Source organism: Nonomuraea jabiensis (assembly GCF_014204795.1).
In the GTDB taxonomy this organism is placed as follows: domain Bacteria; phylum Actinomycetota; class Actinomycetes; order Streptosporangiales; family Streptosporangiaceae; genus Nonomuraea; species Nonomuraea jabiensis.
This window is the reverse complement of sequence record NZ_JACHMB010000001.1, coordinates 5136311-5149455: the sequence shown is the minus strand read 5'-3', so window position 1 is coordinate 5149455 and position 13145 is coordinate 5136311. Positions and strand designations below refer to the sequence as shown.

Sequence of the window (13145 nt, the reverse complement as noted above, 5' to 3'; positions counted from 1 at the left end):
CTGTGACCGACCTGTTGTTGAAGAACGTGAAGGTTGTCACCCACGAGCACGACGACCCCGTGGAGGCGGACATCGCCATCGCGGACGGCCGCATCGTACGGGTGGAGCCCGGCCAGTCCGCCGCCGGTGAGGTGATCGACGGCGGCGGCAAGCTGGCCTTCCCCGGCGTCGTCGACGCCCACCAGCACTGGGGCATCTACAACCCGCTGCCCGAGGACACCGAGTCGGAGAGCCGGGCCAGCGCCCAGGGCGGCGTGACGACGGCGCTCACCTACATGCGGACCGGCCAGTACTACCTCAACAGGGGCGGCCCCTACGCCGAGTTCTTCCCCGAGGTGCTCAAGCAGGCCGAGGGCCGGGCCTACGTCGACTACGGCTTCCACCTGGCGCCCATGTCGAGCGGGCACATCGGCGAGCTGCCCGACCTGGTCGAGCGGTTCGGGGTGCCGTCGTTCAAGATCTTCATGTTCTACGGCGGGCACGGGCTGCACGGTCGTTCCGACGACCAGCGGGCGTTCCTCATGCTGCCGGAGGGCGAGCGCTACGACTACGCGCACTTCGAGTTCGTGATGCGCGGCGTGCAGGCGGCCAGGGAGCGGCTGCCCGAGCTGGCGGGCGAGATCTCGCTGTCGCTGCACTGCGAGACGGCCGAGATCATGACCGCGTACACGAAGCTCGTGGAGGAGGCCGGGGACCTGAGCGGCCTGGCCGCCTACAGCGCCTCGCGCCCGCCGCACTCCGAGGGGCTGGCCGTCTTCATCGCCTCCTACCTCGCCCACGAGACGGGCCTGGCCAACATCAACCTGCTGCACCTGTCCTCCGCCAAGGCCCTGGACGCCGCCGTCCGCATGGCGGCGACGTTCCCCCACATCGACTTCCGCCGCGAGGTCACGATCGGTCACCTGCTCGCCGACATCGACACGGCCAGCGGCATCGGGGCCAAGGTCAACCCGCCGATCAGGCCCCGCGAGGACGTCGAGGCGCTGTGGGGACACGTGCTCGAAGGCACCGTGGACTGGGTGGTCAGCGACCACGCCTGCTGCCGCGAGGAGCTCAAGTTCGGCGAACCGAGCGACAACGTCTTCGTGGCCAAGGCCGGGTTCGGCGGCGCCGAGTACCTGCTGCCGGGCCTGATCACCGAGGGCCGCCGCAGGGGGCTGCCGTACGGCAGGATCGCCGCGCTGACCTCGTGGAACCCCGCCAAGCGCTACGGCCTGCGCACCAAGGGCACCATCGCCCCCGGTTTCGACGCCGACATCTGCCTGGTCGATCCCGGGCAGACCTGGACGGTTCGCGCCCAGGACTCGGAGTCGACGCAGGAGTACACGCCGTTCGAGGGGTTCGAGCTGACCGCCAAGGTCACCGACACGTTCGTCCGCGGCAACCACGTGCTCGACGCCGGCAAGATCGTGGGCCGGCCGGTGGGCCGTTACGTGTCCCGCCCCGCCTGAAAGCGCGTGCGCCTGCAAAGTCGATCATTCCTCGGGTACGCTCACGCAAAGTAACGTGTCTCGCTCTCCCAACATCCACGTAGGAGACCCCCCATGGCACGCACTCTGCGCTGTCACGTACTCGCGCTCGGCTCCGTCGCCGTCCTCGCACTCACCGCCTGCGGCGGGGGCGGCGCGTCCCCGGCCTCGACGGGACCCAACGGCCTGGAGAAGGCCACCATCAAGGTCGGGGCGCTGCCGATCCCCGACCCGGTCGCGCTCTACATCGCCCAGGCCAAGGGCTTCTTCAAGGAAGAGGGCCTGACGGTCGAGCCGGTCACGATCACCGGCGGCGCCGCCGCGCTGCCGCAGATCGAGAGCGGCGCCCTGGACATCACGCAGACCAACTACGTGTCCTCGATCCTGGCCGCCAGCCAGGGCAAGAAGATCAAGCTGGTGGCCGACATGTACCGGGCGGCCCCCAACACCTTCGAGATCATGGTTCCGAAGGACTCGCCGATCCAGCAGGTCGCGGACCTGAAGGGCAAGACGGTCCTGGTCAACAACCTCAGGAACATCGCCACGCTGGCGGTCACGACCCAGCTCAAGGCGGCCGGGCTCAGCGAGACGGACGTCAAGTTCGCCGAGAAGCCGTTCCCGGAGATGGGCAACGCGATCACCGCGGGGCAGGGCGACGCGGGCTGGATCACCGAGCCGTTCATCACGGCCAACAAGAACGCGCTCGGCTTCCGCACGATCGCCGACACCATGACGGGCCGGACCGCCGACCTGCCCATCGCGGGCTGGATGGCCACCGACGCATGGGTGCGGCAGAACCCGAAGACGCTGGCCGCCTTCCAGCGGGCGATCTCCAAGGCGCAGCAGCTCGCCTCCGGTGACCGCAAGGAGATCGAGGCGGCGCTGCCGACGTACACGAAGATCGACGCCAAGACCGCCGCGGCGATCACCCTGGGCGCCTACCCGAGCACCCTGGAGGCGGACCGGCTGCAGAAGGTGGCCGACCTCATGCTCGAGTACAAGTACATCAGCGGCCCGATCGACGTGAAGTCGCTCATCGCGGCGAGCCCGGGCGGATGACGGGTGCCCGCCTGCTCCGCGGCGCCGCCGGCGCCGCGGCGTTCCTCCTGGCCGGAGAGCTGGTCATCCGCTTCGGCCTGGGGAAGGACCTCCTCTTTCCGCCGCCCTCGACAGTCCTGTACGAAGCCGCGCGCCTCCCGGCCGACGCCAAGTTCCTGGCCGGGGTGGGCGCCACTCTCGCGAACTGGGCGCTCGGCCTGCTGACCGCCGTCGCGGTGGCCGTGCCCGCGGGCGTGCTGCTCGGCGCGCTGGCGCCGGTGGAGCGGGCGATCAGGCCCGTGCTCGAGTTCATGCGCCCGATCCCCTCGGTGGCCATCATCCCGCTCGCGATCCTGCTGGTCCCGGTGGACGAGCTGATGAAGGTCTCCGTCATCGTGTACGCGTCCGTCTGGCCGATCCTCATCAACACGTTGTACGGCATGCGCGAGGTGGACCCGCTGGCCAAGGAGTCCCTGCGCAGCTTCGGCTTCGGCCCGCCGGCCGTGCTCGTCAGGGTGAGCCTGCCCAGCGCGGCCCCGTTCGTCGCGACCGGCGTCCGGATCGCCGCCGGGATCGCGCTGGTCCTGGCCGTCAGCGCCGAGCTGGTCGCCGGCGGCGTGAACGGGATCGGCGTCTACGTGACCGTGGCCGGCAACGGCAACCGGACCGACCTCATGATGGCGGCGACGTTCTGGGCCGGTCTCTTCGGCGTGCTCGCGAACATGGTGCTGCTCGCCGGCGAGCGCCGCCTGTTCCGCTGGCACCACGCGCGGACCGGGGCGGTTTCGTGAAGGCGCTCGCCCGGCTCTGGGTGGTCCCCGTGGTGCTGGCCGTCTGGGAGCTCGCCGGACGCGCGGTCGGCGACACCGACTTCCCGCCGCCCACGACGATCGCGGCGCGCATGCGCGAGCTGTGGTTCTCCGGCCCGCCCGCTTGTGCGTTCCTGACAGACGACGCGATCGCGAACATCCTGCCCAGCCTCGGCCGCATGTTCGGCGGCTGGGTGCTGGCCGCGCTGATCGGGATCGTGGCGGGCCTGCTGCTCGGGCGTTCGCGCTCGGCGACCGACTACGTGGACCCGCTGATCGAGTTCGGCCGGGCCATCCCGCCTCCCCTGCTGCTGCCGGTGTTCCTGGTGTTGTTCAAGGCGGGACTGACCACTCAGCTGGCCACTATCGTGTTCGGAGTGATCTGGCCGGTGCTGCTCAACACGATCGACGGTGTCAGGTCCGTCGATCCCACCTACACCGACACGGCCACGGTCTTCAACCTGTCGAGGCCGCAGCGCCTGGCCCTGGTCGTCCTCCCGGCCGCCGCACCCAAGATCTTCGCCGGGCTGCGGCTGAGCCTGTCGCTGGCGTTGATCCTCATGGTGATCTCCGAGCTCGTCGGCGGCACGGACGGCATCGGCTACCAGTTGCTGACAGCCATGCGCAGCTTCGACGGCGCCGGGGTGTGGGCGGCGATCGCCCTGCTGGGCGTCCTCGGCTACGGCGTCAACTCCCTGTTCGTGCTGGCCGAGCGCCGGATGCTCGTCTGGCACAGGCAGGCCACCGGTAATTCGTGAACTCTCAGGACCGAGAAAGGCATTGGCGATGAAGCTGGCCAGGTTCGTAGTCGCGGGTATGGCGATGGCGCTGACGATCAGCGCGTGCGGCGGCGGAGGAGGGAGCCAGACGGGCACGAGCAGCACCTCGTCCGCGGGTGGGCTGGAGAAGACCCAGCTGCTGGTCGGCGTGGTGCCGGTCCCGTCGTCGGCGCCGCTGTTCATCGCGGAGAAGCGCGGCTTCTTCAAGGAGGAGGGCCTGACCGTCAAGACGGAGATCATCCAGGCGCCGCAGGCGGTCATGCCGAAGATCCTCAACGGCAGCATGGACGCGTTCCTCACGAGCTACGTGTCGCTGATGGCCATCAACGACTCGGGCGCCGCCAAGCTCAAGCTCTTCCAGCACAGCCAGGAGGCCGCCCCCAACGTCGCCGGCGTCGTCGTGGCCAAGGGCTCCCCCATCAAGGCGCCCGCCGACCTCAAGGGCAAGACCATCGCGGTCAACGTGCTCAAGGCGCTCGGCCAGACGCTGACCAACGCCCACCTGCAGGAGGCCGGGCTCAAGCCCGAGGACGTCAAGTACGTCCCGGTGCAGTTCGCCGACCAGATCTCCGCGCTGGGCTCGGGCCAGGTGGACGCGGCCTGGCTGGTCGAGCCGTTCCTGACGGCGGCGAAGAAGGGCGGCGCCACGCAGATCATCGACACCACCGACGGCGTGACGGCCGGCGTGCCGATCGACGGGTGGGGCGTCACGGAGGACTGGCTGGCCAAGAACCCGAAGACGGCCGCCGCCTTCCACCGCGCCCTGGCCAAGGCCCAGCAGATCGCGGGCTCCGACCGGAAGGCGATCGACGAGGTGGTGCCGACGTACACGCAGATCCCGGCGGACGCGGCGGCGGCGATGACGCTCGGCAAGTTCTCGATGGAGGCCGACAAGGCCAGCGTCCAGAAGCTGGCCGACCTGCTGCACGGCTATGGCTACCTCAAGGCCAAGGTGGACGTGGCGCAGCTGTTCGCGCCTGTGAGCGGATGATCGAACACCGGATCGGGCGGGCGGTGCTCGGGGCGCTCGGGATCGCCGCGTTCATCGCCCTCGTCGAGCTGGCCGGGCGGCTCGGGCTGGCTCCGGCCGGATGGCCGTACGTGTCGTCCGTGCTCGCCACGGCGGCGGAGCTGCCGCTGGAGCCGCAGTTCAGGGCCGACGTGCTGGCCACGCTGGGCGCGTGCGCGAGCGGGCTGGTGATCGCGGTCGCGGTCGCCGTGCCCGCGGGGCTGCTGCTGGGCACGGTCCCGTTCGTGGAGCGGTCGGTGCGGCCGCTGGTGGAGTTCCTGCGGCCGATCCCGTCGGTGTCGCTGATCCCGATCGCGATGTTCCTGTGGACCGAGAGCCAGGACGCCAAGACGGCGCTGGTCGTCTACACCTGCACGTGGCCGGTGCTGATCAACACGCTGTACGGCCTGACCGACGTCGACCCGCTGGCCAAGGACACGCTGCGGAGCTTCGGCTTCGGGCCGGTCGCCGTGGCGCTGCGGGTGAGCCTGCCGAGCGCGGCGCCCTTCATCGCGACCGGCGTGCGGATCGCGGTGTCGGTCACCCTGATCGTGGCCGTCAGCGCGGAGCTGCTGGCGCCGGGCGGGGGCGGGATCGGCGCGTTCCTGTCGCTGGCGGGCAGCGCGAACCGGCTCGACCGCATGCTGGCGGCGCCGCTGTGGGCGGGGCTGATCGGGCTGGCCGCCAACCTGCTGTTCACGGCCGCCGAACGGCGCGTGTTCCGCTGGCACCGCGAACGGACGGGGGACGCCTCGTGAAAAGGATCGTGTGGTACTGGCTGCTGCCCGTCGCCGTGCTCTGCTGGGAGCTGGCCACGCGGTCCGCGCAGGCCGCGTACTTCCCGCCGCCGTCACGGATCGTGGCCAGGCTGCACGAGCTGTGGTTCTCGGGGCCGTGGACGCGGGCGTTCCTGACCGACGAGGCCGTCGCCGACCTGCTGCCCAGCCTGGCCAGGCTGTTCGCGGGCTGGGCGGTGGCCTGCGTGGCCGGGATGGCGATCGGGGTCGCGCTCGGCCGGTCGCGCTGGCTGGCGGCCCTGGTGGAGCCGCTGCTGCACCTCGGCCGCTCGGTGCCGCCCACCACGCTGGTGCCGGTCTTCCTGGCGCTGTTCAAGATCGGCACGCCGATGCAGCTGGCCGCGATCGTGTACGGCGTCGTCTGGCCCGTACTGATCAACTCCATGGACGGCGCCCGCCACGTGGACCGGCAGTACATCGAAACCGGGGTCGTCTACCGGCTCGGCCCCTGGCAGCGGCTGACCCGGATCATCCTGCCCGGCGCCTCGCCCAAGATCTTCGCCGGGCTGCGGCTGAGCGTGTCGCTGGCCCTGATCATGATGATCATCTCCGAGCTGGTGGGCAGCACCGAGGGCGTCGGGCACCGGATGCTGGAGGCACAGAGCCAGTTCGACATCCCGGCCATGTGGGCGGGGATCGTCCTGCTCGGGCTGCTGGGCATCGTGCTCAACGCCGCGTTCGTGGGGTTCGAGCGCGTGGTGCTGTCGTGGCACCGAGGGGCGCGAGGCTGAGTCAGCCCACGCGGCGCTCGTTGATCAGGGTGCGCTTCACGCACACGCCGTCCTTGATCCACTGCCAGACGCGGCTGCGGGACTTGCCGTCCTCGCTGAGCACGATCATCTCGTAGAGGCGCAGGTCCTCGCCCTCGGCCTTGTACTGCCAGCTGAGGTAGATGGTGCTGCCGTCCAGCTCCCGGAACTCTCCCTTGATCCGCTCGGTGTCGAATCCGCAGCGCCCGCCGCCGAGGTACGTGCCCGGGAACTCGTGCACCTCGGTGCGCCCGTCGTCCCAGACGTAGCGGTTGGTCTGGTGGTAGACGCTGTCGTCCAGGATCGCGCAGGTCATCTGGACGCGGTGCCGGTCGATCGGGTTTCCCTCCCGGTCGAGGTGGAGGTACTCGCCCTCCCACTCGCCCTCGTGGCGGGCCAGCAACGGCATGTCCGCGCGAAGTCCCATCGGCGGCTACTCCTTCGTCGTGTGCCACCAGGGGTCGGCGGCGTCGGAACGGTTGACCAGGAAGGCGCGGCGGCGTACGAACCGGCGGATGGAGGCGGCGCCCATCCGCGAGCCGCCGAGCCCCGACAGGCGGAAGGAGTGCTTCTCGCCCTCGTGCACGAGCGCGGTCAGCGAGGCGTCGTTGACGCTGATCGCGCCGGCCCTCAGCCGCGCCGCCACGGCCATGGCCTGCTCCTCCGTGGCGGCGAAGACCGCGGCCGACAGCCCGTAGACCGAGTCGTTGGCCATCGCGACCGCCTCGTCGGGCCCCTCCACCGCCATGACCGGCAGGACCGGGCCGAACGTCTCCTCCGTCATCACCAGCATGCCGTGGTCGACGCCGGACAGCACGGTCGGGCGGCACCAGTGGCCGCCGCCGTGCCGCTCGATCTCGCCGCCCGTGTGCACGGTCGCGCCCTTGAAGACGGCGTCGGCCAGGTGCGCGGCGATGACGTCCTCCTGGCCCGGGCCGATGATCGGGCCGATCGGGCCGCCCTCGCAGGTCAGCCCCACCTTGGCGGCCCGGTCCACCAGCAGCGCCAGGAACTCGTCGTGGACCTCGCGGGCCACGTAGACCCGCTCGATCGACTGGCACGACTGCCCCGCGTTGGCGGTGCCGCCCCACAGGACGGCCGACGCGGCCCGCTCCAGGTCGGCTCCGGCCAGCACGATCGCCGGGTCCTTGCCGCCCAGCTCCAGGAACGCGGGCACGAACGCGCGGGCGGCCGCCTCGGCGACCAGCTGTCCCGTCTCCACGCTGCCGGTGAAGACCACGGCGTCCACCAGGTCGACCAGGGCCGCGCCGGTCTCGCCGTCGCCCTCGACGACCTCCAGCGGCAGCCCGTCCGGGACCAGCCGCATCAGCGGCTCGATGAACCTGGGCGTCACCTCGCTCGGCTTGACCAGCACCGCGCATCCCGCGGCCAGCGCGGGCACGGCGTCGATGAGGCCCAGCAGCAGCGGGAAGTTCCACGGGCTGATCACCCCGACCAGCTCGTACGGCACCACGTCGCCGCCGACGAAGACGCCGGGCAGGGAGGCGGGGGTCTCGGGCGGGGGTGCTAGGAGGGCGGGCGCCTGGCGTACCCACCGGTCGATGAGACCGGCGACGATCTGCCGCTCCAGGACCGACTCCCCCACCCTGCCGGTGTCGGCCACCAGCGCGGCGAGCAGGTCCTCGTCAGCGGCCAGCGCGGCGGCGAACCCGGAGAGGACCTCGCCGCGGTCGGCGGCCTGCCAGCTCCGCTGCCTTTCGCGCAGACCGGCCGCCAGGGCGGCGAGCCGGTCGGGCGGGACAGGGGCGAGTGGCCTGTCGGCCTGCCCGGTGATCGGGTTCCTCACGTTCATGTGGTGCGGCCACGGGACATGATGCTCCTGCGATGCTCGGCGGGAGCCATTGTGATCAGGAGAGTGCCGCGGCTGTCAACGCGCCCACGCGGGCGCAAGCGGCTCGAAAGTGGAGCTAACCACCCCAGCCCGGTACGGCCATGCGGACCGAGAGCGCGTGTTCGACCAGGTTGATCAGCGCGGCCTTGACCGAGTCCTTGGACCTGGCGTCGAGCCGCACCAACGGGATGTGCGGCGCCAGCGTCAGCGCGTCACGCACCTCGGCGTCACTGTGCGGATACTGACCGTCCCACCCGTTGACGCCCACCACGAACGGCAGTTGCGCCTCCTCGAAGTAGTCGATCGCCGGGAAGCTGTCGGAGAGTCGGCGCGTGTCCACGAGCACGACTGCGCCGATGGCGCCGCGTACCAGGTCGTCCCACATGAACCAGAACCGGTGCTGCCCGGGCGTGCCGAACAGGTAGAGGATCAGGTCACGGTCCAGGGAGACCCGGCCGAAGTCCATGGCGACGGTGGTGGTCGACTTCAGCGGCGTCATGCCCAGATCGTCGATCCCCACGGAGGCGTCGGTCATGACGGCCTCCGTGGTCAACGGCATGATCTCCGACACCGCGCCGACGAAGGTCGTCTTCCCCACCCCGAAACCTCCAGCCACCACGATCTTCGTCGAGGTGAGACCGGGGCTAGAGCCTGCGAAGTCCACTGAGCACCCTTTCGAGCAGATTGACGTCCGGCCTGCCCTCGTCCAGCTGTGGCTGATGCACGCGGACGAGACCTTCGGCAGCCATGTCAGCGATCAGCACGCGCACCACGCCGAGGGGGATCCGCAGCAGGGCCGACACCTCTGCCACGGACCGCACCTGCCGGCACAGTTGGCTGATCGCCTGGTACTCCGGCGTGATATGCGAGAACTCCCGGTGCTCGGCGGTCGCCGAGGACACCAGGGCCTCCATCGCCAGCTTGACCCGCGGCGCCGTCCGTCCACCTGTCACGGCGTAAGGACGGACGGGCGACGCGGGGTCGGGGTTCAGCTGCGACTGGGACTGGGGCACAGGCGGGGGCGCCCAACCGCCGCTGTTCCATCTCGGGTCTGACACCTACATCACCTGGTCTGGCTGGCGCGCAGCTCGGCGCGCACAGCCGGGGTCAGCACCTGACCGGCGCGATCAACCATCAGCGTCATCTGGTACGCCACCAGACCCATGTCACAGTCCGGAGCCGCCAGCACCGCCAGACACGAACCGTCACTGATCGACATGATCAGCATCAACCCGCGCTGCATCTCCACGATCGTCTGGTTGACCGCACCGCCCTCGAACACCCTGGCCGCACCCTGCGTCAGGCTCACCAGGCCCGACGCGATGGCGGCCAGCTGGTCGGCCCGGTCAGCCGGAAACCCCGACGAGGCCGCCAACGGCAGCCCGTCGGAAGAGACGACCACCGCGTGCGCGACGCCCGGGACCGTGCTGACGAAGTCAGTGATCAGCCAGTCGACACCACGTGCCGCATGACTCAGATCCCTCATGCTCCCTCCTCCCTGTCATCGTTCCTGGGGCCAGAGGGGAACGCCCTGCCCTCGGTGATGTCGTCACGCGCCGCCCGGAAGCCCTGCTGGAAGCTCGAGAGCCGGTTGCGTATGCGGTCCGGTGACACCGACGGCATCGGTGTCACGCCCTTCGGGGTCGAGGTGTCGGCCGAGCCGGGCACCAGGTTGGCCTTGGGCACCCGCTTCGGCAGCCCCGCCGCCGTCTGGCCGTCACGTACCGGTTCCACCACTGCCTCCGCCGCGCTCCATCCCTCGTCCGCCTTGCTCGAACCCCAGCTCGCCCCGTTGTTGCGGCCGAACCAGGCCGACTCCACCGCGGCGAAGATGGGTAAGTAGTCGTCTCCCGCCGAGGCGGGCGGGGCGGCCGGGATGGAGCCCGGGTTGGCCGACTCGGTCTCGGGGAAGTCGAACCCCGGCCGCTGCGGCGGCATGGTGTCGCGGCCCCAGCCGCCCGGCGGGGGCTCGGGCACGGGCCTTCTGGGCAGTGCGCGGTCGCCGTTCCAGGACGGGCTGCGGGGCGGGGTCCACACGTCGGAGCTGTCGTAGCCGCTGCCGATGCGCGGCTCCGACGGCCACGCGTTCGCGTCCGGCTGCCACTGCTGCGTCGGCGGCCAGTTGCCGCTCATCTCCGGGTGCGACGGGAAGGACGGGTGGCCGGGCCCCATCTGGCCGGGGCCCATCTGGTACGTGGGCTGCGGCCAGTCCGTGGCCGGCGGGGCGGGATGCGGCCCCGAGTACGGCTGGTCGCCGGGGCCGCCGCCGCTCGCCGCGCCCGCGAGGGCGGGCGGCTGGTTGCCCGAGAAGGACGGCATGCCGGAGAAGTTGGGGGCCTGGGAGCCGAGCATGTTCTCCGGGATGAGCACCATCGCGGTCAGGCCGCCCGAGGCGTGCGGGCGCAGCTGCACCCGGATGCCGTGCCGGTGCGCCAGACGCGCGACCACGAACAGGCCCATGCGGCGCGACACCGACACGTCCACGCTGGGCGCGTCCGTGAGGCGGTCGTTGGCCTGGACCAGCTCCTCCTGGGTCATGCCGATGCCGGCGTCGGTGATCGACAGCATGACGCCGCCGCCGTCGATCCGGCTGCCGGAGACGGTCACCCTGGTCTCGCGCGGGGAGAACGACAGGGCGTTCTCGACGAGTTCGGCCAGCAGGTGAATGACGTCGTTGACGGCCTGGCCGGCCACCGAGACACCGTCCGGGACCTGGAGCACGACCCGCTCGTAGTTCTCCACCTCCGACAGGGAGGCACGGGCCACGTCCACCAGCTTGACGGGCTGGCTCCAGCGGCGCGGCGGGTCCTGGCCGGCCAGCACCAGCAGGTTCTCGCTGTTGCGCCGCATGCGGGTGGCCAGGTGGTCCAGCTTGAACAGGTTCCCGAGCCGCTGCTCGTCCTGCTCGCCCTGCTCCAGGCCGTCGATCAGGGTGATCTGCCGCTCCACCAGCGTCTGGCTGCGGCGCGACAGGTTCACGAACATCGCGTTGACGTTGCTCCGCAGGCGCGCCTCCTCACCCGCCAGCCGGACCGCCTCGCGGTGCACCTCGTCGAACGCCCGCGCGACCTCGCCGATCTCGTCGTGGGTGTCCACGCCGATGGGGATGACGGGGCCGGCCGCGCCCTCGCCGCTCTCGCGCAGCTGCTGCACGGTCTCCGGCAGGCGGTGCCCGGCGATGTCGAGGGCCTCGCCGCGCAGCTTGCGCAGCGGCCTGATGAGCGAGCGCGCGATGAGCGAGATGATCGCGGTGACCACGACCAGCAGGAGCAGGATGAGGCCGCCGGAGATCAGGGCCGAGCGGTTGGCGGCTTCCTCCAGGGCGCGGGCGCGCAGGATGACGGAGGAGGACAGGTCCTTCTCCACGCTGCGCAGCGCGTCGATCTTGCCGGTGCTGACCTCGAACCAGGTGGCGACGTCCTTGTCCGGCCGTACGCCGATGCTCAGCTCCTTGCCCTCGGCGGACTGCGCCATGGCTCGCAGCCTGAACAGGTCGGTCTGGTCGACGTCCCTGCCCACGACCGTGTTGCGGTAGAGCTCCAGCTGATCGAGAGTGGCCAGGGTCGCGAACAGCGTCTCCTCGCTCTCCTCACGCGACTTGGCGTCGGTGAGGGCGTCGAGCTCGCCGCTGTCGAAACCCTTCTTGTCCAGCGCGCTGGCCAGGACGCCGCGCTGCTTGGAGGCCTGCTCCTTGCCGCGGGCGATGGCGGCCATCGCGCTGGCGCTGTGCGAGACCTCGTCGTCCACCGCCACCTGGCCGACCTGGTCGTGGAACTGCAGCAGGGCCGCGATGATCTGCGAGTACTTCTGGATCATCGGGAGGGGCTGGATCTTCCCCTTGACGGCCGTCTCCCGCAGCGTCGGGATCTCGTCCAGGCGCCGGAGCACGGGCCGTACGGCGTCGGAATGGGTGTCCGAGAGCGCCTGCGCCCGCCGCTTGGCCTCGTCGATGAGGTTGTTCACCCCGCTGTAGGTCGTACGGAGCTGGGCCTCGCGGTTGCCCGGGCGGCCCTGGGCGATGTAGAGGGCGGTCTGGTCGCGTTCGAAGGACAGCTCATGGGTGACGGCGCCGAGCTGCTCGCTCAGCTCGGCCACCTCTCTGAGGGTCTGATAGGTGTTGGCGTCCCTGAGCGAGGTGAACACGTTCAGCCCGCCCAGACCCACGGCCACCGCCGTGGGGACGACGATCAGCGCGATAAGGCGCGATCGCACGTGCCAGTTGCCCAGCCCGAACCTGCGTGAAGGAGGGTTGGGCAACCGTCGCTTCTGATGCCCGTGCGGCTCGCGGTCGGCGGAAGCTTCAGCGCTCTGCGTTCTCACTTGCCTTCGCAACCTCTCGCCCCTGGAGGGGAATTCTCGGTGACCATGCAGGTAAATGCACGTGGGGCAATATCTACGTCTAGATAGGCGTCATTTGAGCACAGCAGTTGGCGCGGGCCAACCACCACTAGTGCCCTATTGAGGCGTTTATCCCCGATTGTCCAAATATTTCGGCAGAATCGGTAAGGCTGCCCTCTAACTGGTGAAACAGGCAACAGAAGGGTGCCCAGCGAGCCTCCTTCGGACTCGTGGAGTATTCGACTGACCGGCCCCATCAGTAACAGTCGTCCCGCCAATCCCCTCCTTTCACAAACCGGACAAAC

At 70.2% G+C, this 13145-nt stretch carries 13 protein-coding genes; 7 read left to right on the top strand and 6 right to left on the bottom strand.

Features of this window, described 5'->3' with window-relative positions; genetic code table 11:
• The first annotated feature begins 2 nt into the window (after positions 1-2).
• The 7 genes from HD596_RS23815 (at position 3) to HD596_RS23785 (ending at position 6632) form a co-directional block, all read left to right on the top strand.
• Positions 3-1451 (top strand): dihydroorotase, encoded by a 1449-nt coding sequence (locus HD596_RS23815; RefSeq protein ID WP_313044665.1) that lies wholly within the window; start codon positions 3-5, stop codon positions 1449-1451.
• A gap of 93 nt (positions 1452-1544) precedes the next feature.
• A complete protein-coding gene (locus HD596_RS23810; protein ID WP_246554740.1) occupies positions 1545-2528 on the top strand; it encodes an ABC transporter substrate-binding protein in 984 nt (327 codons plus the stop codon).
• Positions 2525-3298, top strand: coding sequence for an ABC transporter permease (locus tag HD596_RS23805; protein ID WP_185071545.1), 774 nt, complete (start codon positions 2525-2527; stop codon positions 3296-3298). Before HD596_RS23810 ends, HD596_RS23805 begins: the two co-directional genes overlap by 4 nt.
• Positions 3295-4074 (top strand): ABC transporter permease, encoded by a 780-nt coding sequence (locus HD596_RS23800; RefSeq protein WP_185071544.1) that lies wholly within the window; start codon positions 3295-3297, stop codon positions 4072-4074. Before HD596_RS23805 ends, HD596_RS23800 begins: the two co-directional genes overlap by 4 nt.
• A 28-nt stretch (positions 4075-4102) precedes the next feature.
• The gene (locus HD596_RS23795; protein WP_221519481.1) at positions 4103-5086 is read left to right on the top strand and encodes an ABC transporter substrate-binding protein; all 984 of its coding nucleotides are present in this window, start codon (positions 4103-4105) and stop codon (positions 5084-5086) included.
• Positions 5083-5862, top strand: coding sequence for an ABC transporter permease (locus tag HD596_RS23790; RefSeq protein ID WP_185071541.1), 780 nt, complete (start codon positions 5083-5085; stop codon positions 5860-5862). The genes HD596_RS23795 and HD596_RS23790 overlap by 4 nt, the downstream gene beginning before the upstream one ends.
• On the top strand, positions 5859-6632 hold the full coding sequence (locus HD596_RS23785) for an ABC transporter permease (RefSeq protein WP_185071539.1): 774 nt from the start codon (positions 5859-5861) through the stop codon (positions 6630-6632). The genes HD596_RS23790 and HD596_RS23785 overlap by 4 nt, the downstream gene beginning before the upstream one ends.
• A gap of 1 nt (position 6633) precedes the next feature.
• On the opposite strand, the gene HD596_RS23780 is transcribed toward HD596_RS23785, so the two are convergent.
• From HD596_RS23780 to HD596_RS23755, 6 genes are all read right to left on the bottom strand, one after another.
• Positions 6634-7077, bottom strand: a complete 444-nt coding sequence (locus HD596_RS23780; RefSeq protein ID WP_185071537.1) for a DUF3598 domain-containing protein — start codon at positions 7075-7077, stop codon at positions 6634-6636.
• A 6-nt stretch (positions 7078-7083) separates the two neighbouring features.
• A complete protein-coding gene (locus HD596_RS23775; protein ID WP_221519480.1) occupies positions 7084-8457 on the bottom strand; it encodes an aldehyde dehydrogenase family protein in 1374 nt (457 codons plus the stop codon).
• A gap of 121 nt (positions 8458-8578) precedes the next feature.
• On the bottom strand, positions 8579-9166 hold the full coding sequence (locus HD596_RS23770) for a GTP-binding protein (protein WP_185071535.1): 588 nt from the start codon (positions 9164-9166) through the stop codon (positions 8579-8581).
• Positions 9147-9515: a DUF742 domain-containing protein gene (locus HD596_RS23765; protein ID WP_185078676.1), complete on the bottom strand. Its 369-nt coding sequence runs from the start codon at positions 9513-9515 to the stop codon at positions 9147-9149. The genes HD596_RS23770 and HD596_RS23765 overlap by 20 nt, the downstream gene beginning before the upstream one ends.
• 50 nt (positions 9516-9565) lie before the next feature.
• Complete coding sequence (locus HD596_RS23760) at positions 9566-9988, bottom strand: roadblock/LC7 domain-containing protein (RefSeq protein ID WP_132509872.1); 423 nt, start codon at positions 9986-9988, stop codon at positions 9566-9568.
• Positions 9985-12714, bottom strand: a complete 2730-nt coding sequence (locus tag HD596_RS23755; protein WP_185071534.1) for a sensor histidine kinase — start codon at positions 12712-12714, stop codon at positions 9985-9987. The genes HD596_RS23760 and HD596_RS23755 overlap by 4 nt, the downstream gene beginning before the upstream one ends.
• Positions 12715-13145 lie beyond the last annotated feature (431 nt).

Bases quoted from the DNA above. Each gene is read 5' to 3' on its own strand.
- HD596_RS23810 (WP_246554740.1), top strand. From the start codon at position 1,545: ATGGCACGCACTCTGCGCTGTCACGTACTCGCGCTCGGCTCCGTCGCC.
- HD596_RS23805 (WP_185071545.1), top strand. From the start codon at position 2,525: ATGACGGGTGCCCGCCTGCTCCGCGGCGCCGCCGGCGCCGCGGCGTTC.
- HD596_RS23795 (WP_221519481.1), top strand. From the start codon at position 4,103: ATGAAGCTGGCCAGGTTCGTAGTCGCGGGTATGGCGATGGCGCTGACG.
- HD596_RS23790 (WP_185071541.1), top strand. From the start codon at position 5,083: ATGATCGAACACCGGATCGGGCGGGCGGTGCTCGGGGCGCTCGGGATC.
- HD596_RS23780 (WP_185071537.1), bottom strand. From the start codon at position 7,077: ATGGGACTTCGCGCGGACATGCCGTTGCTGGCCCGCCACGAGGGCGAG.
- HD596_RS23760 (WP_132509872.1), bottom strand. From the start codon at position 9,988: ATGAGGGATCTGAGTCATGCGGCACGTGGTGTCGACTGGCTGATCACT.